This is a genomic window from Empedobacter tilapiae, assembly GCF_004785645.1.
In the GTDB taxonomy this organism is placed as follows: Bacteria; Bacteroidota; Bacteroidia; order Flavobacteriales; family Weeksellaceae; genus Empedobacter; species Empedobacter tilapiae.
In genome coordinates, this window is the sequence record NZ_SRPE01000009.1 from 40,577 (window position 1) to 61,169 (window position 20,593).

21 protein-coding genes are annotated in these 20,593 nt (G+C 30.0%); 16 read left to right on the forward strand and 5 right to left on the reverse strand.

Translation table 11 applies throughout. From position 1 onward, the window contains the following. Positions 1–465 precede the first annotated feature (465 nt). Genes E4J94_RS12745 through E4J94_RS12760 form a run of 4 tightly spaced genes read right to left on the reverse strand, consistent with a single transcriptional unit; the run spans position 466 to position 4,570 of the window. Entirely contained in the window at positions 466–1,236 is a 771-nt protein-coding gene (locus E4J94_RS12745) for a succinate dehydrogenase/fumarate reductase iron-sulfur subunit (protein WP_038337216.1), read from the reverse strand. 20 nt (positions 1,237–1,256) lie between these two features. After that, on the reverse strand, positions 1,257–1,835 hold the full coding sequence (locus E4J94_RS12750) for a hypothetical protein (protein WP_135836183.1): 579 nt from the start codon (positions 1,833–1,835) through the stop codon (positions 1,257–1,259). 12 nt (positions 1,836–1,847) lie between these two features. After that, complete coding sequence (locus E4J94_RS12755; RefSeq protein ID WP_135836184.1) at positions 1,848–3,860, reverse strand: fumarate reductase/succinate dehydrogenase flavoprotein subunit; 2,013 nt, start codon at positions 3,858–3,860, stop codon at positions 1,848–1,850. Between the two features lie 17 nt (positions 3,861–3,877). Further along, positions 3,878–4,570, reverse strand: a complete 693-nt coding sequence (locus tag E4J94_RS12760) for a succinate dehydrogenase cytochrome b subunit (RefSeq protein WP_135836185.1) — start codon at positions 4,568–4,570, stop codon at positions 3,878–3,880. Positions 4,571–4,892: 322 nt separating this feature from the next. Between E4J94_RS12760 and E4J94_RS12765 the strand changes: the two genes are divergently transcribed. The 8 genes from E4J94_RS12765 to E4J94_RS12800 all read left to right on the forward strand — a co-directional run bounded on the left by E4J94_RS12765 (position 4,893) and on the right by E4J94_RS12800 (position 11,289). Next, positions 4,893–5,393, forward strand: coding sequence for an RNA polymerase sigma factor (locus tag E4J94_RS12765; RefSeq protein WP_135836186.1), 501 nt, complete (start codon positions 4,893–4,895; stop codon positions 5,391–5,393). Beyond that, positions 5,393–6,034 (forward strand): hypothetical protein, encoded by a 642-nt coding sequence (locus E4J94_RS12770; protein WP_135836187.1) that lies wholly within the window; start codon positions 5,393–5,395, stop codon positions 6,032–6,034. Before E4J94_RS12765 ends, E4J94_RS12770 begins: the two co-directional genes overlap by 1 nt. A gap of 22 nt (positions 6,035–6,056) precedes the next feature. Continuing rightward, a complete protein-coding gene (locus E4J94_RS12775) occupies positions 6,057–6,368 on the forward strand; it encodes a hypothetical protein (protein WP_135836188.1) in 312 nt (103 codons plus the stop codon). A gap of 50 nt (positions 6,369–6,418) precedes the next feature. Further along, positions 6,419–8,797 (forward strand): TonB-dependent receptor, encoded by a 2,379-nt coding sequence (locus E4J94_RS12780; RefSeq protein WP_135836189.1) that lies wholly within the window; start codon positions 6,419–6,421, stop codon positions 8,795–8,797. Positions 8,798–8,810: 13 nt separating this feature from the next. Beyond that, positions 8,811–9,128, forward strand: coding sequence for a hypothetical protein (locus E4J94_RS12785; protein ID WP_135836190.1), 318 nt, complete (start codon positions 8,811–8,813; stop codon positions 9,126–9,128). A 50-nt stretch (positions 9,129–9,178) separates the two neighbouring features. Further along, positions 9,179–9,631 carry a DUF4625 domain-containing protein gene (locus E4J94_RS12790; protein ID WP_135836191.1) on the forward strand — a complete coding sequence of 151 codons (453 nt, stop codon included), beginning with the start codon at positions 9,179–9,181 and terminating at the stop codon, positions 9,629–9,631. A 99-nt stretch (positions 9,632–9,730) separates the two neighbouring features. Further along, on the forward strand, positions 9,731–10,585 hold the full coding sequence (locus E4J94_RS12795; RefSeq protein WP_135836192.1) for an ATPase: 855 nt from the start codon (positions 9,731–9,733) through the stop codon (positions 10,583–10,585). Then, the gene (locus E4J94_RS12800) at positions 10,585–11,289 is read left to right on the forward strand and encodes a formyltransferase family protein (protein WP_135836193.1); all 705 of its coding nucleotides are present in this window, start codon (positions 10,585–10,587) and stop codon (positions 11,287–11,289) included. The genes E4J94_RS12795 and E4J94_RS12800 overlap by 1 nt, the downstream gene beginning before the upstream one ends. A 55-nt stretch (positions 11,290–11,344) precedes the next feature. On the opposite strand, the gene E4J94_RS12805 is transcribed toward E4J94_RS12800, so the two are convergent. Beyond that, a complete protein-coding gene (locus E4J94_RS12805) occupies positions 11,345–11,950 on the reverse strand; it encodes a DUF4126 domain-containing protein (RefSeq protein WP_135836194.1) in 606 nt (201 codons plus the stop codon). Positions 11,951–12,290: 340 nt separating this feature from the next. On the opposite strand from E4J94_RS12805, the gene udk reads away from it, so the two are divergent. The 8 genes from udk (at position 12,291) to E4J94_RS12840 (ending at position 20,560) form a co-directional block, all read left to right on the forward strand. Next, on the forward strand, positions 12,291–12,959 hold the full coding sequence (gene udk / locus E4J94_RS12810) for a uridine kinase (RefSeq protein WP_135836195.1): 669 nt from the start codon (positions 12,291–12,293) through the stop codon (positions 12,957–12,959). Then, on the forward strand, positions 12,959–13,348 hold the full coding sequence (locus E4J94_RS12815; protein ID WP_135836196.1) for an FtsB family cell division protein: 390 nt from the start codon (positions 12,959–12,961) through the stop codon (positions 13,346–13,348). Before udk ends, E4J94_RS12815 begins: the two co-directional genes overlap by 1 nt. After that, positions 13,341–14,615 (forward strand): methylmalonyl-CoA mutase family protein, encoded by a 1,275-nt coding sequence (locus E4J94_RS12820; protein WP_135836197.1) that lies wholly within the window; start codon positions 13,341–13,343, stop codon positions 14,613–14,615. Before E4J94_RS12815 ends, E4J94_RS12820 begins: the two co-directional genes overlap by 8 nt. 187 nt (positions 14,616–14,802) lie before the next feature. Further along, positions 14,803–14,940 (forward strand): hypothetical protein, encoded by a 138-nt coding sequence (locus E4J94_RS17625; protein ID WP_168801877.1) that lies wholly within the window; start codon positions 14,803–14,805, stop codon positions 14,938–14,940. Next, positions 14,930–15,343, forward strand: a complete 414-nt coding sequence (locus E4J94_RS12825) for an RDD family protein (protein ID WP_135836198.1) — start codon at positions 14,930–14,932, stop codon at positions 15,341–15,343. The genes E4J94_RS17625 and E4J94_RS12825 overlap by 11 nt, the downstream gene beginning before the upstream one ends. Before the next feature lie 4 nt (positions 15,344–15,347). Beyond that, on the forward strand, positions 15,348–16,514 hold the full coding sequence (locus tag E4J94_RS12830; RefSeq protein WP_135836199.1) for a THUMP-like domain-containing protein: 1,167 nt from the start codon (positions 15,348–15,350) through the stop codon (positions 16,512–16,514). 64 nt (positions 16,515–16,578) lie between these two features. After that, on the forward strand, positions 16,579–18,756 hold the full coding sequence (locus E4J94_RS12835; RefSeq protein WP_135836200.1) for an FUSC family membrane protein: 2,178 nt from the start codon (positions 16,579–16,581) through the stop codon (positions 18,754–18,756). Between the two features lie 4 nt (positions 18,757–18,760). Continuing rightward, the gene (locus E4J94_RS12840) at positions 18,761–20,560 is read left to right on the forward strand and encodes an ABC transporter ATP-binding protein (RefSeq protein ID WP_135836201.1); all 1,800 of its coding nucleotides are present in this window, start codon (positions 18,761–18,763) and stop codon (positions 20,558–20,560) included. Positions 20,561–20,593 lie beyond the last annotated feature (33 nt).

The window sequence follows — 20,593 nt, forward strand, 5'->3', positions numbered from 1 at the left end:
CAGGACTTCAAAATACTTTAGTTGTTTTGAAACAGAACATTAAATTAATAGTTGTTTTTCCACAAAATAACGAAATTTTTAAGCCGACAGAGAATTTTCATAATAAGGTGAAAATTAATTCAAATCATTATCAAAAATTTCGGGAAGGATTTCAAGAAATTGAAATCCTTTTTTATCCAGACGTTCTTTTTAAATCGATTTTGCTCATAGTTTTTGCATTTTTACATATGATTAATAATCAAACATGAGTACATTTCATTTATTATTTACAATAGATATTTGTTCTATTTATAAAAATTCTTTTTTTATAATCATTTAAAAAGAACAAGTTACAATGGACTTATTCAGAAGAAAGAATTTGACATTGGGAAGGATTTCAAGAGATTGAAATCCTTTTTTTATGCAATTATTATAACAAAAAAGAGCGACAAATATGTCGCTCTTTCAATATATATCAGAATGTGATTATTCTTGTGATACAATTTTTGCAGATAAATACTCACGGTTCATACGTGCGATGTTATCTAAAGAAATTCCTTTTGGACATTCGATTTCACAAGCCCCTGTATTTGTACAGTTACCAAAACCTTCTAAATCCATTTGTGCAACCATTTTTTGAGCACGACGAGCAGCTTCTACTTGTCCTTGTGGTAACAATGCGAATTGAGAAACTTTAGCTCCTACGAATAACATTGCAGATCCATTTTTACAAGTTGCAACACAAGCTCCACAACCAATACATGTTGCAGCGTCAAACGCTTCATCTGCATGCATTTTGTTTACTGGAATGTTGTTTGCATCTACTGTACGTCCAGATGTGTTTACAGAAATGTAACCACCAGCTTGTTGGATACGGTCGAAAGATGAACGGTCTACAATTAAATCTTTGATTACTGGGAACGCAGCTGATCTCCATGGCTCGATGTAAATCGTTTCACCATCTTTGAACATACGCATATGTAATTGACAAGTTGTAACACCTCTATCTGGTCCGTGTGCTTCACCATTGATGAATAAAGAACACATACCACAAATACCTTCACGACAGTCGTGGTCGAATGCAACTGGCTCTTTTCCTTCCTCTATTAATTGCTCGTTTAATAAATCAAGCATTTCTAAGAAAGAAGAATCAGTAGAAACATCTTTTAAGGAATATGTTTCCATTTTTCCTTGAGCATTAGCGTTTTTTTGACGCCAAATTTTCAGCGTGATGCTGATTGTTTTTGATGATGCCATTTCTAATTTTTTTAAATTATTTATTTCTGCGGCTTATTTGCATTCTCAAAATTTTGACTTGCTGATAATGTTTTAATTTTACTGCTATTTTTCGCCGCTAATTCATTATATTTAGACATAGCTTTTGCAACATTTTCTGCTTTCTCTTCACTATCAACTGAATTTGATTCGTAAGCCAATTCTGAGTTATTTTTTATTGCTCTATAAAACTTCGTTTGATCTTTCTTATTCGTTGGATCTAATGGATTTAAATTAACCGCAGCTAATACTAATCCCATTTTTCCTTCAATATCAATTACATATGTTTTTCCTGCTTCAAGATTAGCTTTTACATAATCTCTATTTTCTGAAGCAGCCCAGAAGATATGTTCTCCAGGTTCTGTTTCATAAATAACATAATTTCCTGATGGAATTTTAGAAATAAACTTTTCACCATCATAAACTCTGAAATTTAATAAAACACCAGCTCCTGATCTAGTTATGTAAACATTCGATTTACCTTCACTTGGCATCTTAATCTCCTGATTAATCACTTTTTGACCAAATGCTGTAGATGATATTGTTATAAGAATAACAATCAAATAATTTAGTAGTTTCATAAAGCTTATATGTTATTTATAACTACGAGTTTTAAGCTCGATATATTTGTAATTTAATTCCTCTTTGTGTAAAACCTCAGTGTTGATGTCATCACCTTTATATTCCCAAGCGGCAACATAAGTATAGTTTGCATCATCACGCATTGCTTCACCTTCTTCTGTTTGGTATTCCTCACGGAAGTGACCACCACAAGACTCATTACGGTTAAGTGCATCAATTGCCATTAACTGTCCTAATTCTAAGAAGTCAGCTACACGTCCAGCTTTTTCTAACTCAGTATTCATTTCGTTAGCATCACCAGGAACTTTTACATCGCGGTAGAATTCTTCACGTAAAGCAGCAATTTCAGCAATCGCTTCTTTTAAACCTTCAGCGTTACGAGCCATACCTACTTTATTCCACATGATGATTCCTAAACGTTTGTGGAAACTATCTACAGTTTTAGTTCCTTTGTTGCTTAAGAAATGTTGAATTTGATCTTTAACAGCTTTTTCAGCTTCGTCAAATTCTGGCGTATTTGTAGGAATTTTACCTGTACGAATATCTGCTGATAAATAATCTGCAATTGTATAAGGTAATACGAAATAACCATCAGCTAAACCTTGCATTAATGCAGAAGCTCCTAAACGGTTAGCTCCGTGATCAGAGAAGTTAGCTTCTCCAGCTACGAAACATCCAGGAATTGTTGATTGTAAGTTGTAATCAACCCAAACACCACCCATTGTATAGTGAATTGCAGGATAAATACGCATTGGATTTTCGTACGGATTCTCATCTGTAATTTTCCAATACATTTGGAACAAGTTTCCATATTTCTCCTCAATCCATTTTTTACCTAATTTCTCGATTTCAGCATCTGATGGATTTTGATCTCCATTTGCGAAAGCAACCTCACGACCTTTTTTCTTGATCTCATCTGTAAAATCTAAGTATACTCCTTCTCCAGTTTCGTTAGCTTCGATACCATAACCAGCATCACAACGCTCTTTTGCAGCACGAGATGCAACGTCACGAGGAACTAAGTTACCGAATGCAGGATAACGTCTTTCTAAGTAGTAATCTCTGTCTTCTTCTTTGATATCAACTGCTTTTTTCTTACCTGCACGGATTGCTTCAGCGTCTTCTTTCTTTTTAGGAACCCAGATACGACCAGAGTTACGTAAAGATTCAGACATTAAAGTCAATTTAGATTGATTTGTTCCGTGGATTGGAATACAAGTTGGGTGAATTTGTACATAACAAGGGTTAGCAAAATAAGCACCTTTTTTGTGAATTTTCCATGCAGAAGTTACGTTAGAACCCATTGCATTAGAAGATAAGAAATATACGTTTCCGTAACCTCCAGTAGCAATAACTACTGCGTGAGCAGAATGTCTTTCAATTTCACCTGTAATTAAATTACGAGCGATAATACCACGAGCTTTACCATCTACAAGTACAATGTCTAACATTTCGTGACGATTGTACATTTGGATGTGCCCTAAGTGGATTTGCTGATTCATTGCTGAATAAGCTCCTAATAATAATTGTTGTCCTGTTTGACCTTTCGCATAGAAAGTACGAGATACTTGTACCCCACCAAAAGAACGGTTATCTAATAACCCACCGTAGTCACGTGCAAAAGGAACCCCTTGCATTACACATTGGTCGATAATATTACCTGAAACCTCAGCTAAACGATAAACGTTAGACTCACGAGCGCGGTAATCACCACCTTTGATTGTATCGTAAAATAAACGGTAGATAGAGTCGTTATCTCCTTTATAATTTTTAGCAGCATTAATCCCCCCTTGTGCAGCAATAGAGTGCGCACGACGTGGAGAGTCTTGGTAACAGAAAGCTTTTACTTTGTATCCTAACTCTGCTAAAGTAGCAGCTGCAGAACCACCAGCTAAACCTGTACCTACAACAATAACATCAATTTTATCACGGTTATTTGGAGCCACTAAGTTTAAGTGTGCTTTGTGTTCGCTCCATTGTTGTGCGATATCTCCTTGTGGAGATTTTGAATCTAATATACTCATTTCTTGATATTATTTAATTATTTAACAAAAAAATGGTAAACAGCAATGATTATGAAACCTGCTGGAATTAAAATTGAATACCATTTCCCGAAAGCAACAATTACTGGTGTGTATTTGTTGTGTCTTGCACCAATAGATTGGAATGCAGATGCAAATCCATGTTGTAAGTGTAATGATAAAAATACAAATGCAACAATGTAAATTACTAATCTTATAAATCCTAAAGCACCTTCTAATGAGAAAATGTGATTTAAATGATCCATAAAGTAATTACCTTGAGCAAACTCTGGATTTGGAGAAATGTAATGATCTGTGATTGTTGGAACCCAAAAATCATATAAGTGTAATAATAAGAAAACTAAAATTACAGATCCAGAAATAATCATATTTCTTGACATCCAAGAAGCATTTGCAGCACCATTATACTTTTGATAAGCAACTGGCCCACGTGCTTTTTTGTTTTGAGCTTCTAACACAAACCCCATTACAAAGTGGTAAACTACACCAATTAGTAAGATAGGTTGCATTAAGTACTGAATAAAAGGGTTATCACTCATGAAAGCCGAAACTTCATTGAACCCATTCGGATTAATAACAGATAATGCATTAATCACGAAATGCTGTAACAAGAACACGATCAAAAATAACGCTGAAAGCGCCATCGCGAACTTCCTACCAATCGACGATTTTAGTAATGATTCATTTGCCATAAAGCAATTCGTTTAATTTTTTAGATATTTCCACAAATTTAATCATCCCTATACTCTAAACACAATGAATTATATCATTTCATTAACATAATTAGGTAGTTTAGAATCATTCTTAGTTAATTGGGAAAATTTTAACAATTTTGAAAAAAATTAATTGTTTTATAAAAATTAATTACTATACTTGCATACGAAAAGTAGAACAACTTTTCATAGGTTTAAGTTAGTTAGGTTAATCCTCTTATAGAGATATAAGAGGGTTTTTTTTATTTTTGTTGTAACATTTTTCTATTTAATACTACATATAAATCAACAAAATAATAATTTGGATACTAAAGCAAAAATATTTACTGAATTAGTCGAAAAAAATCAGGGGATAATACATAAAGTTTGTCGTATATATACAGACGAAAAGGAATCTCACGATGATTTATTTCAGGAAATTGTATTACAGCTCTGGCGTTCTTATGATTCTTTTAAAGGAGATTCTAAATTTAGCACTTGGATGTATCGAGTAAGTCTTAATACAGCTATTACTTTAATTAGGAAAAAGACTAAATCAAAAGAAACTGATTTTAATGAAGCACAATTTATAAATTTAAAATCTGAAGATAAAGATGAATTTTTAGAAGAACGTATTACACTTTTATATGCTGCTATCAGGTTATTAAATGATGTAGAACGAGCCTTAGTATTACTTTTTTTAGAAGACTTACCTTATAAAGATATTGCTGAAACATTAGGAATTTCAGAAGTAAATGCTCGAGTGAAAATGAACAGAGTGAAAATTAAGTTAAAAGAAATAATGTCTAAAATGGAACAATAATGGAGTTAGATGACTTAAAATCAATTTGGAGTTCCATAAAGGAAGAAGAAAAATTTGATCAAAATCAAATTTTTCAAATGTTAAAAAAGAAATCGTCAACAACAATTAAATGGTTATTCATATTTACTTTTTGTGAATTTATCCTTTTTCTTGTCTATAATATATATATACTAATCTCTGGTAAAAACTTCTTTAACAATCAAGTTAAAACATTAGTTGAACAAAAAACCATCAACAATTACGAAATCACCTCAGTGTTTAGTATTGTCATTACATTTGGTTTTCTTGTTATGGCATACCGTTATTTTAAGAAAATAGATCTTAATCAATCTGTCGTAGATTTGATGAAAAACATTATTTCTTTTCGTCGTTTAGTTAATTTATTTATTCTCTTTACAGTATTAAGTTTAATTGTTTCTTCTGCCCCATTTTATTACGAATTAGGACAATCAATCTATTTAGCAAAACATGCTAATGATATAGAACCTTTTGCTAATAATGCTGCTGTTTATGGTTGGATTGCTATCATCACAGCTGTTGCATTTATCATAATTATTGGAACAGTCTATTATGGAATTATCTATTTCTTATTTTTAAGAAAACTTCAACAAAATCTAAAAGAGTTGAAAGAAATGAAATAAAAATATTATTTTTGCAGTTGAAATGAAAAGATTTATCCAATATATTATGCTTACGATATCGCTGTTTATGACAGTCTATCAATCTGCGCATATATTGGATCATGCTCTAAATAAAGAACATAAAGAATCAAAAGACAAATTTTCTAATGTACACGATCATAGTTGTACAATTTGTCATTTCAATCAACATTTTATTGAAAATGATCCAAAAATCGAATTATTCGAATGGACACAATCATTTATTCAAAAAGATAAAACACTTTACACTACACGTGTAAAACAATCTGTATTACTTACTCAGAAAAGTCTTCGAGCACCTCCTTATACAATTTAATTTCAGTAAAAAAACCACCTATTTTTTAACGTTATTAAATTATTGTATTTATGTCAATCAACATAAAATGTAGTATTGTTGCTACATTATTGTGCGGAACTATGTTTGCGCAAAATATTTTCGAAGGCCAAGTTATTGGTAAAAATCAAAAACCAATTCCTTTTGCAACCATATACTTCAATAACGAAGAATATCATTCGAATGCGGAAGGAAAATTTAGAATAGAAAATTTAAAAAAAGGAGATTATCAAGTTCAGATTGATGAACAAGGCTATGAACCTTTTTATCAAACTATTACTTTTGATACGCAACAAAATTTTGTTTTTACACTTATATTTCACAATGCCTACAATTTAGATGAAGTAACTGTTTTAGGACATCATCACGATTTTTCTACTGCAAATATAGAGCGCGTAGATCAATCTTATATTCAAGAAAACTATGCTGGCTCATTTGCTAAATCTTTAGAAAATATTGCAGGAGTTAATGCATCAGGAATTGGATCTTCGGCTTCAAAACCTATTATTCGTGGACTTGGTTTTAACAGATTAATCGTTGCTGAAAATGGTGTAAAACAAGAAGGACAACAATGGGGAGCTGATCATGGTCTAGAAATTGATGCACTTAATGTAGAAGATATCGAAATTATAAAAGGACCAGCAGCTTTAGAATATGGTAATGAAGCTATAGCAGGTGTCATCAAAATAAATAATAATAATTTACCTGCAAAAAATTCTTTATCTGGAGAAGCAAAAGCTTTATACCAATCGATAAATGATAATTACGGAATTGGATTTAATTTAAAATCTCGTAACAATCATTTTTTCTATAAAATAAAGGGTTCATATTCTGATTATGCAGATTATAGAACAACTACCGATCGCATTTATTACTTGAATCGCTATTTACCAATTTACAATAAACGTGTAAAAAATACGGCTGGACAAGATATTAATGCAGAGGTACAAACAGGTTATATTGGCGAAAAATTTCGATCAATTTTAACCATTTCTAATGTTAACCAAAAGATTGGTTTCTTTCCTGGCTCGCACGGAATACCTTCTGTAGATCGTTTACAACATGATGGAAACTACAGAAACATTGATTTTCCGTATCAAAAAGTAAATCATTTTAAAGTAATTTCTGAAAATGAATTTCGTTTAAACTCAAAAGATGTTTTAAAATTTTTAGCTAGTTATCAAAATAATCGTCGACAAGAAGTTAGTTCATTCCATACACATTATGCAAACCAACCTGCACCGACAAAAAATCCTGATTTAGAATTAGATTTTAATCTTTCTACTTACGATTCTCAATTAAAATTTGAACATAATCACAGTAAAAATTTCAAAACAATAATTGGTACACAAGCTCAATTGCAAACAAATAATATTTCAGGTTTCAATTACTTGTTACCAAAATATGATCGAAATATTTTTAGTGGATTTTTGATTGAAGAATTCAAAAAAGGAAATCATTTAAAAATAACAGCTGGTTTACGATACGATTATTCAACTTTCAAATCTGAAGGATATTTTGATGAATTATTGTATAATTATTTAATAGAAAAAGGGAATTCGACAGGTATTGCTGATTATTATGCAAATCGAAGCAAATCTATTAATCGTAACTTTAGTAATTTGAATGGTATGATTGGTGCAACTTTTCAACCAAACGATTTATGGGATTTCAATTTGAATGTTGGAACTAATTTCCGTTTACCAACAGCTATAGAGCTAGGTTCGAATGGAATACATCACGGAAGTTTTAGACACGAACGTGGTGACGAAAATTTAGATACCGAAAAGGGAATTGCTGTTGATTTAAAATCTGTTTTTCATAAAAATGATTGGAATATTTCGTTTAGTCCTTATTTATATTATTTCAGTAATTATATTTTCTTAAAACCTTCTGGTCAATTTTCTATTCTTCCTCATGGTGGACAGATTTATCAATACACACAAAGTAAAGCTCTATTAACTGGTTTTGAGTTTGAAATTCGTAAAAAAATTAACGAAAATTTTGATGCAAATATCATTTATGAATACTTGTATAACCGACAAATTACAGAAAATAATAAGTTAGGAAACTATCTTCCCTTTACTCCTGCTAACAATTTGTTTATGCAAGTTAATTACAAAGTAAACAAAAGCTTAGTTTTTTTTGATGGACTGAACTTTTTTGCAAATGGAAAATATACATTTGAACAAGATAAAATTGCACAAAACGAAGATATCACACCAAATTATTTTCTAGTTGGTATTGGAGGTAAAACTAAATTAAAAATCAATAATTTTCGTGCCGATTTAAGTATTCAAGTTTCAAATTTACTTAATAAAAATTATTATAATCATACCAGTTTTTACCGTGCTTTGCAGTTACCTGAACAAGCTCGTAACATACAAATTATGTTAGGAATTCCTTTCTGAAAATAGTGAATGTATGAAAAAGATTCATCCAATAATTGGACTATTCTTTAGCATTATTCTTTTTTCAATTCCAATTTTTAATCAATTACATTTCTCTTTAATAGATCATTCACAAGAAATTTCTACTCAAAAGAAAGAAGTAATTCATCATCAATGTCAGCATTTTATTTATTATACAATTTTTCTTGACACACATGATGATCCAAAAATAAAATTAGAAATTAATGAAGAATTTCTTAAAGAAATTAGTTCTAAACAGCTAGAAAAAAATAGTTTTTCTACAATTGAATATCATTTAACTCGTGGACCACCATTATTAATTTTTTCTTAGAAAAAATCGGCCAAAACAAAAAAATATTCAATTAAAAAAAATTAAAAACAATGAAAAAATCAATTTTAAAATATACATTTATTTCAATCGCTAGTTTATTATTTACAACTTCTTGTTCAGATGATGATACATCATTAGATACTACAAAACCTGAAATCAACTTAATTTCACCAAAAGATGATGCTCATATTCATTTGGGAGATGTTATAGATATTGAAGCTATTTTGAAAGATAATGTTGAACTTGGATCTGTAAAAGTTGACATACATTATGCAGGAGATGGACATCAACATAAATCAGCTAATGTAAATTGGGAATACAATAAAGAGGAAGTTATTCCTTCTGGACAAAAGGAATATGCTTATACACATAAAGTACAAGTTCCATCAGAAGGGATTACCGATGGTCATTACCATTTAGGTCTTTACTTAATTGATAAAGCAGGTAATCAATCACAAACCTTTATAGAAATCGATATTGTAGATCACGATCATCAACATTAATCTTAATTTATTATAAATGCCTGAAATTTCAGGCATTTTTTTATGTCCATTGTTAAAAGAATGTTATTTTAGCACTCCTCAATTATATCAAAATAAAAAATGATTGCAATAGCTGATAGCGGTTCTACTAAAACAGATTGGGTAATTTTAGATAGTAACCTTAATGAAGTGTTTAGAACAAATACAATAGGATTTAATCCATATTTCGTAACAGCAAACGATATTACAGCTGAATTACAAAAAAATAAAGATTTTGTGCCAATTGCCAATAAATTTACTAAAGTTTTTTTTTACGGAGCGGGAACTTCAAGTCAAGCAATGCACGAAATAGTAAAAAATGGTCTAAACAAATTTTTCATAAATGCAGAATTTACAATTGATCATGATTTATTAGCTGCTTGTTATGCAACTTATATGGGAAAACCAGCTATGGTTTGCATTTTAGGAACTGGTTCTAACTCATGTTATTTCGATGGAGTTAATATGAGAGAAGAAACAAAATCTTTGGCTTATATTTTAGGTGATGAAGGTTCTGGAAATGATTTGGGTAAACGCGTATTACGAGCATTTTACACAAAAAAAATGCCTTTTCATCTAGCAAAAGCTTTTGATAATTGTTACAACTTATCTGTAGAAGAATTAAATAAAAATGTTTATTTAAAACAGTTTGCAAATACTTATCTAGCTTCATTTAATACATTTGTTGTAGAACATAAAAATGATCCATTCATTCAGAAAATTATTTATGATGCAATGTCTTCATTTATCGAGTATCAAATTTTACCATATGAGGAAGCTCGACATTCAGAGCTAAACTTTATTGGTTCTATAGCTCATATTTACGAAGATATAATTAGAGCAGTTGCAGCTGAATACCACTTAACAGTTGGCCATATTATCAGAAAACCAATTGATAATGTAGTAGATTACCACAAAAAATATTTGATAAAATAATGATACGTCAACCAAAGATTGCAGTAATTTCTTACAATACTCCTCATAGAAAAACACAAGATGTTTTACATGGATTAAAAGCAAAAGGTTATCAAAATGTAAAGATATTTGCATTGCCTTTTGTACAGAGAGAAAATCCATTCACACCAATTTATCAACATCGACCTAGTAAAGCGATTCAAATTGTACCAATTATTTTCTGTGAAAACTTTAATTATGATTTTGAATTAACAACAGCAGAAACCTTGAATAACCAATTAATCAATTATAAAGCTGATTTTGTTATTATTGCAGGTGCAGGGTTATTACCAGACGAATTAGTAGAAAATCATAAAATAATCAATACACACCCAGGATTTTTACCTTTGACTCGTGGATTAGACTCTTTGAAATGGGCAATTACAAAAGGGGTAGAAATTGGCGTAACAACTCATTTTGTTGACACTGAAGCTGATGCAGGTTTTTTGATAGAACAACAATATGTTCCTGTTTATACAAACGATACATTTCATTCTCTCGCTTATCGTCAATATGAAATTGAGATTGAAATGTTAGTAAATTCAATTGAATTAATTCCAACATTCTCAGAATTCAAATCGCTTTCATCAAACGAATTTGAGGCTAGCCGTAGAATGCCAAAAACCATCGAAGAAAATCTAATGCAAGCTTTTGAAGTTTATAAAGAGAAATACAAAACAGTATAATAATAATTTTCATTAATAAACACGAAGGTACCTTCGTGTTTATTTTATACGTTTATTATAATTCTTCTGCTAATAATTCGTCTCCTTTTTTCCTTACACTCTTATACGCTCTATAACAGAAATACAAAATAATCAATACAAAAATAAAAGCCAAAGGTGCTAACACAATTGCTGTAATACTTAGCACAATAGAACTAAAAGTCTCTCCTGTATTCACAAGAAAATTTCCTGCTCCTGCAGTTGTTGTTGTTGACACAGCTCTCGCTGCCGCAGTTGTACCACTAATTGCTGCCGCAGTACCACCTCCAGCAATAATCGCTAAAGCCCAAGTTGCAACTTCGTTCATTTCAGGCATAGTAATTGCCACAGCTATTGTTCCCGCAATTCCAGCTAAAGGTACTGCTATTGTGTCTAAAAGATTGTCAATAATAGGTATATAATAAGCTCCAATTTCTACCAACATCGCTACACCAAGTGTAATAAGAGCCGGTGTACTCCCAACCCACATCCAACTTTCGTCAAGATTAATAAAACTTCCTCCAAATTTGACAGCTAAGCTCAGGACAAATAGGGGAAGAAAAATCCGAAAACCTGTAGCAGCCGCTAATCCAATTCCGAGAAATAGAGAGAAAATTGTCGTCATTGATAATAAATCGTTCATAGTTTTAGTATTTTATATTAGTTCTGATTATATAAATATAATGATAAAAAAGATAAAGTTTTTATTATTTTTTCTTTCCTTTGCATCCGATTAAGAGAAACCAAGTACTGCAAAGTACTTTTTTTGTGTAAATAAACCTAAATGCTTGAGCTACATCCAAATAATCGAGTAATAATTCAATCCCATTTGAAATGGATTGATGGTTATTTCTTTTCTCAAAATCAATCAACCAAAACTTCTTCACGACAACATTTAAAATTTTGCAAGAATCAATTTCTTTTTATTTTAATTTCTAACAAGAAAATTTTATCTTTAAGGAAATTTTATGAGAACTCTTGCAATGGAAACATCAAAAGAAATTAAAAAAAATAATAAAACAAAAATGCTAGTAATAGGAATTGCAGGAGGAACAGGTTCAGGTAAGACTACTGTTGTAAATAATATTTTGAGAGATCTTAACGCTGAAAGTGTCATCGTTATTTCGCAAGATAATTATTATAAAGATCATCCAGAATTATCATTTGACGAACGTTCCAAAATCAACTTTGATCATCCAAGATCAATTGATTTCGAATTATTAAAAGAGCATGTTGCTTTATTAAAAAATGGCGTTTCTATCGAACAGCCTGTTTATTCATTTATTACGCATAGTCGCAAAGAGGAAACAATCTTAACACATCCTCAATCTGTTATTATCGTAGAAGGAATTTTAGTCCTTACAGATGCGGATTTACGCGACTTATTTGATGTAAAAATATTTGTTCATGCCGATTCTGACGAACGTTTAATTCGTCGTGTTCGCCGTGATATACAAGAGCGTGGACGTGATTTAGACGAGGTTTTAACACGTTATCAAAAAACATTAAAACCCATGCATCAACAATTTATAGAACCATCTAAAAACTTTGCAGACATTATTATTCCGAATATGAAAAAGAAAAATTCTGTTGCAATCAAAGTTTTATCAACTGTAATTAAAGAAAAACTCAACTCGAAAACTATTGTATAATGAAAGAAAAATCGGAAGAAATCTTTGACGAAGAACTGACACCAGAAGTACCGAAAAGAAAAATTAAGGATACATTCGTATTCAGATTTGTTTGGAATCGTTACTTTATACTAACGGTCGCGTTTGCAGTTTGGATGATTTTTTTCGACCAAAATTCTTTTTTTGTGCATCGAGAGTTGGATAAACAAATCAAATTATTAGAAGTTGATGAACAGTATTATCAAGAACATTTGGATACTGAGTCTGAAAAATTAAATCAACTAAATAGTAATCCTGCCGAAATAGAAAGAATTGCAAGAGAAAAGCATTTTTTGAAAAAAGATGATGAAGATATCTTTATCATTCAAGAGGAAAAAGTTACTAAACCACAAAAAAAAGAAAATGAGTAAGTTATTTGAAGATTTTGATACAATTTCTGAAAAAGAATGGAAAAATAAAGTTCAAGTTGAATTAAAAGGTTTAGAATATAATGAAACTTTAGTTTGGGGAACGAATGATCAAATAAATGTAAAACCATTATACACAAAGGATGATGTTGATTATTCGGCTATCCAGCCTTTACCAAAATCATCAAAAGATTGGAAAATTATTTCGAAATATACAGGAAATAAAAACCAAGATTATAGTTTTTTGTATGGATATTTGATTCATCAGAATAAGATTAATTCATCGTTAGAGCTTCCTAATTATTTGGATTTATTTATCAAATATGATAGAGCCTCTGATTTACAACCACTTGAAAACCTTCCTAATCTAAAATATTTAGATTTAGATATTTATGGGTATTTAGCTCAGAATGGACTTTGGCAAAATGATTCTGAAAAAGCATCAAAAGAATTGGTGAAAGAAGCTTTAGCATTAAAAAATTTCGAAAAAGTAATTTCAATTCAAGGAGATGTTTATCAAAATGCTGGCGCAAATCATGTTCAACAAATTGCAATTACACTTGCACATGCTGTAGAATATTTAGAAAATTTTGGAGCTGATATTGCGGACAAAATCTATTTTAAATTCGCTGTTGGAAGTAATTATTTCTTCGAAGTTGCAAAATTAAGAGCATTTCGCTTTTTATGGAAAATGATTTTGGAGCAATATAACAAAGAAAGTGAAGCATTTATTTTCACTTCAACATCAGATCGAAATAAATCTAAATTAGATATTTACAACAATGTTATTCGCTCTACAATAGAAGCTTCTTCGGCTATCTTTGGATCAAGCGATGCTGTCTTTGCTGGATCTTATGATGAAGTAAATAAAGAGTCTGATTTTGGTTTAGAATTAGCCGCAAAACAACAATTATTGTTACAAAAAGAATCTTATTTAAATCAATTTGCTGATCCTGCTGCTGGTTCTTTCTACATCGAAAGTTTGACAAATCAAATGGCTGAAAATGCGTTAGAATTGTTTAAAACAATACAAAATGTTGGTGGATTTGTGAATGCTTTACAAAATGAAACTATTCAAGATTTTGTTTACACAAGCGCGAAAAAAGAGCAAAAAGATTTTGATGAGCAAACCATTAAATTAATTGGTGTTAACAAATTTAGAAATCCTGCGGATGTGATTGAGAAATCGCCAAAAGAAAAAGTGGTAAAACAAGCACTTTTTGTTCCAATTGTTCCAACTCGTTTGGCAGAAAAAGAGGAAAAAAAATAGTTTTTACATGAATTGGATGCCAATTTCATTAAAAGAACTCAACAATATAATCGAAACTTCAGTAGCTGTGATGGATACTGAAGTTTTGTGTTTTTGAAATTCTATAAAAATAGTTCCAGAAAAAAGACAAGTTCCTTATTATATCAATGAAGATTATTTTTGGATAGTAGGTAAAATCAAGAATTATATGATTTATTACAACGATATTGAAGAAGGTTTTAATATTTCCTTAGAAAATAATTTATCGTATATCGAAATGAGTTCTGCCGAACAAGATGAACTTCATTTTGCTTTGATAAAACTTCTTAAAAACTATGAAATTTAATAAATACATTTTTCAACGACTTATAGCCGGATTTATTGATTACGCAGTATTTATAATCATTGCAGCGCTCTATATTTATAAGTTTGGAACTTTAGCAAATGACGGAAGTTATAATGTAAACGGAATAAATACTTTACCTATTTTTATCTTTTGGTTTATTTATTTTATTGTGATTGAAGTTATTTTACATGGAACTTTAGGTCATTTAATCCTAAATTTGCAACCTGTAAATGCTAAAACAGAAAAACCAATTAGTTTTTCGCAATCTTTTATTCGTCATCTTTTCGATCCTATAGATTATTTTATTTTCGGTGGATTAATTGGAATTTTAATTATAAACAATTCCAAAGAAAGTCAACGTTTAGGTGATATTGTAGCAAATACTAAAATGATTAAAAAATAACAATTTGAATCCAACTATTTTAACAAAAGAATTTCAAGATTATCTAAAAACGATCGAACATGAAGACATCAAATCTATAGGTTTGAAAAAATCGTTGTTTGATGAAATTTCTTCTGCTGAAATTGCACAACAATTAAAAGGAATTCAAGTTTCAAAACATAAATTTCCAACATTTTATTCGACAGAAAATATTTATTTCCCACCTTCAATTAATTTGGAACAAGCAAGTTCGGAAGCTACAGCAAATTATAAATCAACTTTAGTTAAAGGAAAAAATTTGATTGATTTAACCGCAGGTTTTGGGATTGATACTATTGCTTTTGCAAAGAATTTTGAAAAAGTATATCACATCGAACAAAATCCTGAATTAAGTGAGATTGTACAACATAATGCTAAAATTTTAGCATCAAATTTAGAAACCTACACAGGTACTTTTCAATCTTTTTTTGAAGAAAATCCTACTTTAAAATTTGATGTGATTTATCTTGATCCAGCAAGAAGAAATTCGAGCGGAAGAAAATTTATTTTGGAAGATTTAGAACCAAATATTTTAGAATGGATTCCAACTTTTTTCGAAAAAACGGAGAAAATTATCATCAAGCTTTCGCCTTTATTGGACATCACTTCTACCCTACAACAAATTGATTCGATTTCCGAAATACACATTGTTGCATTAAAAAATGAAGTGAAAGATTTTCTAATTATTTTAGATAAAAATTCTTCAACGAAAAATCCTTTGATAAAAGCTGTTAATTTAGAAAATAATCAATCTGAATTTTCTTTTCGTTTTGAAGATGAATATATTGCGAATGCAAGTTTTGGAGAAATTCAACATTACATTTACGAACCAAATGTTGCAATTCTCAAAACTGGGGCTTTCAAATTATTAAGCGAAAAATTCAATCTTCATAAACTACATCAGAATACTCATTTATATACTTCGAATGAACTTTTGGAAGATTTTCCTGGAAAAATTTACTTGATTGAAGAACAAATCAATCATCCAAAAAAAGAAATATTAAAAATGAAAGCTAATTTATTGGTCAAAAATTATAATCAACCAATAGATGTTATCAAGAAAAAATTTAAAATTATTGATGGCGGTACAACTACTTTAATTTTTACACAAAGTATAGATGGTTTTCATATCTTAAAAACTTCACGGGTTTAGTTGGGATTCGAAAAAAGTTGTGCTAATTTTATACAACAATTTTTTCAACCCTAAAATTTAACATTTGGAACTCAAAAATAAAATTGAAAACTTTATCTATGGAGAAGCTCTTGCTGATGGAATTAAAACATCTTTAGCTATCATTATTCCTCCTTTAGTTGCAAGTTTTTTTGGCGATTTATATGCTGGTGTCACAATAAGTCTAGGAGCTGTTTTAGCTCATATGACAGATACTCCTGGTCCATTTAAAGAGCGCCGAAACCTAATGTGGCTTTCTGTCATTATGATTTTTATTGTTTCATATTTCACCAAAACGATTAATAGTTACCCAATATTTCTAGGTATTTGTTTAACAGTTATCGTTTTCTTCTCTAACATGTTAACCGTTTGGGGACAACGTACAAGTGCTCTTGGGATGGTTATAATGATGTCGATGGTGATGAATATGAATGATTTACGACATGAGTTAAGTCCTCTTCATATTGCGCTTTTTGTAACGGCTGGAGCAGCTTGGTATACTATTTTTAGTCTAGCTATTAGTACCTTTCGTCCTTATCGTATGGCGCAGCAAAACTTAGCTGATACAATGATTCATATTTCTGAGTATATAAGAATCAAAGCATCTATGTTTGATAAAGATTCTAATTATGATGATATTATCAAGAAATTGATTGATGAGCATGTTGTAATTAATGAAAAACAAAACTTAGTTCGCGAACTAGTTTTTTCTAACAAAAGATTAGTAAAAGATCAGACACCAATTGGTCGTTCTATTGTTTTCATTTTTTCTGATTTAATTGATATTTTCGAAAATATTACGGCTACTCAATATGATTACGAAAAAATAAGAGAAATTTATGGCGATTCAAAAGCGATGCGCAAAATTTACAATTTAATGAATAAGTTGGCGCACGAATTAAAAATGATTGCTTATCATATTAACTCTAATAAACGTCCAAAACAACCGACTTTTGACTTTGATGTTGAATTAAAAAAGATTGATGATGCAATCAAAGAATTATATGCAGAAGGTAAAAAACCAATCGTTTTAACCAAAATTTATATTAATCTAAAACAAGTTGTCTATAAAATAGAATTTATTCATAAATTTTTCTATGATGATTCTTTTACAGAAAAAAAGAAAAATCCATTGGATCATGCAGAACATTTTGAACCAACTGTAGATTACTCTTTCGGTAAATTAAAAGATCATTTAAATCTAAAATCTTCTATTTTTAGACATGCAATCAGAGCTTCAATTGTTATGTTGTTAGCTTATGGTGTTACTTTTATTATACCAATGACATATCATAGTTATTGGATTTTAATGACAGTTTTAGTCATTTTGAAACCAGGTTTCAGTGTTACAAAAAAACGAAATTTTCAACGTTTAAAAGGTACAATTGCAGGAGGTTTAATAGGAGTTTTGATTCTTCTTATTTTCCCGCAACATGTAATAAGATTCTCTTTGATGTTGTTTTTTATGTTGATGGCTTATACATTTATACGTCACAAATACGCTGTTGGAACATTATATTTAACAGCATATATTCTAATTTCGTTTAGTTTCTATTCACAGAAAGATTCATTATATATTATCCAAGAACGATTAATCGATACGTTGGTTGGAGGATTTATGGCTTTTATTTCTTGTTATTTAATTTTACCTACTTGGGAAAAAAATAATATGAATGAATATATTCAGAAAGCACTTATTGCAAATTACGAATTTATTTATCTGATATTTAAAAAATTAGCAGATAATGAAGTTTCTACAACCGATTATAAATTAGCTCGAAAAGATGTTTTTATTGCAATGGCAAATATAAATTCGGTTTTTCAACGTGTAATTTCCGAGCCAAAAGGAAAACAAGAAAATGCTAATGAATTAAATAAATTTACTATTTTCAATCAATCTTTCGTTTCATATTCAGTTGGTTTGGTTAAAATTTTAAAAAAGAATAATTCTGTTATTTTAACTTCTGAACACATCCGTTTAATGAAAAAAACTTTACAATTATTACTTCAGAATATTAGACTTTATGGAGAATATGAAACAGAACATTTGCCTAAAACAATAGAATTCAAAGAAAAAACTATTATTTATACTGAAATAGAGACTGAAGCTTTACAAAATGATTCTGAATTAGTCGAGGATTTATTAGAGTACTTATATGAGATTGCTTATGATTTCACAAAAGTTGGACATGTTTTTGTAAAAGACAAAACTTTAAAAGAGTAAATAAATGACAATTATTCAGCTTTTCAAAAATTTACAACCATTTGTAAAACCTTATCGCTCTTTGGTTATTGCAACTTTGCTCCTTACCTTAATTGGTTCTTTTACCTCACAAGTAAATGCATTGATTTTACAATATACTGTAGATTCTATAAATGGTTTAGTTGAAGTTGGAAAAGGATTAAAAGAAGGTTTAAAAATCATTTCATTCATCACGATTGTTTTGATAACAAAAGAAATATTGAATGCTTTCATCACCTTTGGTCAAAAATATTATGGGGAAAAACTTCGAATTTTAGTTTCCCAAGATTTAGCACAAGCGATTATCGAAAAGATTTTAACGTATAAAATGGCATTTTACACAAATCAAGATAATCAAGCAGGAAAACTTCAAACTCGTATTGATAGAGGAATTGAAAGCTTGACACGTTTAGTTCAAAACTTTTTCATCGATATTCTACCACTTTTTGCTAATTCAATTGTTGCTTTAATTTTGATGTTCAATGCTAATTTTTATGTTGGATTGGTTGGGCTTTGTATCGTTCCAATTTATTTCATTATTACGCAGCAACAAGCAAAAAAATTAAGTGGTTGGCGTAGAAATCTGAGAGGTTATCGCGAACAAAAATCACAAGGAATTATCAGTATAATTGATTCAATTACAGTAATTAAATCATTTAATCGAGAAGATATCGAAGGGAAAAAACAACTTGCTTTACAAAAAGAGTTGACGAATAATCAAATGCAAACACGTAAAACAAGTTTCTTTTTTGATGGTTTAAAATCTTTCATAGAACAATTTGGAGTAGTAATAATTATTATTCTAACAGCTTATTTAGTTCTTGATGGACAAATGACAATTGGCGCAATTATGTTTCATATTTTGTTGTTTAACAACGTTTCGGCTCCAATTCGCCAACTGCATCGTATTTATGATGAAATGAATGATGCTATGATTTATTCGGAAAGTTTCTTTGGTATTTTGAAAGCAGACAACGAAAAAGAATCATCTGGAAATTATATTCCAACAAATTTAAAAGGCAAATTCGAAATTCAAAATGTTGATTTTTCTTATCCAAATGGTTACAAAGCATTGAAAAACATCAATATGACAATTCAACCCAATAAAATTACAGCTTTAGTTGGTTTGTCTGGTGCTGGAAAAAGTACTGTCATTAATTTATTAGATAAATTTTATCAACCTGATGTTGGAAAAATTCTATTGGACGGAATTGATTTAGAAGAATATGACACACAATTTTTACGAGACAATATTGGTTTGGTTTTACAAAAAAATCACATTTTTAATGGAACTATTGAAGAAAATATACGATACGGAAATGTAAATGCAACCTTCGAAGAAATAGAAGATGCTGCAAAACGTGCTTATATTCACGAACAAATTTTGGATTTACCAGAAGCTTATCTATCCAAAGCTCTGTTACTTTCTGGTGGACAACAACAACGTATCGCTATTGCACGCATGTTTCTAAAAAACCCACCAATTATTTTCTTAGACGAACCTACTGCAAGCTTGGATGCAATAGCAACGGAACAAATCAAAAACAGTTTGGATGCAATTAAGAAAGACCGAACAGTAATTATCATTTCGCATAGTATATCTCAAATTATAGATGCAGATTATACATATGTAATGAAACAAGGTGAAGTTGTAGAAAATGGTATTCATGAAGATGTGTACAAAATGAATGGTACTTATAAAGAGATTTTTGATGCTATGGCAAAAAGCTTAAACATTGAAAAAATAGCTAAAACATTTGATGAAGATGAAGAAGAAAATTATTAGAAAAAAAGTATTATAAAACATTATTAATCACTA

Excerpts from the sequence above, each read along its gene's own strand:
- E4J94_RS12805 (WP_135836194.1), bottom strand. The coding sequence starts at position 11,950 with ATGAACGATTTATTATCAATGACGACAATTTTCTCTCTATTTCTCGGA.
- E4J94_RS12825 (WP_135836198.1), top strand. The coding sequence starts at position 14,930 with ATGAAATTTAATAAATACATTTTTCAACGACTTATAGCCGGATTTATT.
- E4J94_RS12815 (WP_135836196.1), top strand. The coding sequence starts at position 12,959 with ATGAAAGAAAAATCGGAAGAAATCTTTGACGAAGAACTGACACCAGAA.
- E4J94_RS12775 (WP_135836188.1), top strand. The coding sequence starts at position 6,057 with ATGAAAAGATTTATCCAATATATTATGCTTACGATATCGCTGTTTATG.
- E4J94_RS12785 (WP_135836190.1), top strand. The coding sequence starts at position 8,811 with ATGAAAAAGATTCATCCAATAATTGGACTATTCTTTAGCATTATTCTT.
- udk (WP_135836195.1), top strand. The coding sequence starts at position 12,291 with ATGGAAACATCAAAAGAAATTAAAAAAAATAATAAAACAAAAATGCTA.
- E4J94_RS12755 (WP_135836184.1), bottom strand. The coding sequence starts at position 3,860 with ATGAGTATATTAGATTCAAAATCTCCACAAGGAGATATCGCACAACAA.
- E4J94_RS12780 (WP_135836189.1), top strand. The coding sequence starts at position 6,419 with ATGTCAATCAACATAAAATGTAGTATTGTTGCTACATTATTGTGCGGA.
- E4J94_RS12840 (WP_135836201.1), top strand. The coding sequence starts at position 18,761 with ATGACAATTATTCAGCTTTTCAAAAATTTACAACCATTTGTAAAACCT.
- E4J94_RS12795 (WP_135836192.1), top strand. The coding sequence starts at position 9,731 with ATGATTGCAATAGCTGATAGCGGTTCTACTAAAACAGATTGGGTAATT.
- E4J94_RS12745 (WP_038337216.1), bottom strand. The coding sequence starts at position 1,236 with ATGGCATCATCAAAAACAATCAGCATCACGCTGAAAATTTGGCGTCAA.
- E4J94_RS12750 (WP_135836183.1), bottom strand. The coding sequence starts at position 1,835 with ATGAAACTACTAAATTATTTGATTGTTATTCTTATAACAATATCATCT.
- E4J94_RS12770 (WP_135836187.1), top strand. The coding sequence starts at position 5,393 with ATGGAGTTAGATGACTTAAAATCAATTTGGAGTTCCATAAAGGAAGAA.
- E4J94_RS12800 (WP_135836193.1), top strand. The coding sequence starts at position 10,585 with ATGATACGTCAACCAAAGATTGCAGTAATTTCTTACAATACTCCTCAT.
- E4J94_RS17625 (WP_168801877.1), top strand. The coding sequence starts at position 14,803 with ATGATTTATTACAACGATATTGAAGAAGGTTTTAATATTTCCTTAGAA.
- E4J94_RS12760 (WP_135836185.1), bottom strand. The coding sequence starts at position 4,570 with ATGGCAAATGAATCATTACTAAAATCGTCGATTGGTAGGAAGTTCGCG.
- E4J94_RS12820 (WP_135836197.1), top strand. The coding sequence starts at position 13,341 with ATGAGTAAGTTATTTGAAGATTTTGATACAATTTCTGAAAAAGAATGG.
- E4J94_RS12790 (WP_135836191.1), top strand. The coding sequence starts at position 9,179 with ATGAAAAAATCAATTTTAAAATATACATTTATTTCAATCGCTAGTTTA.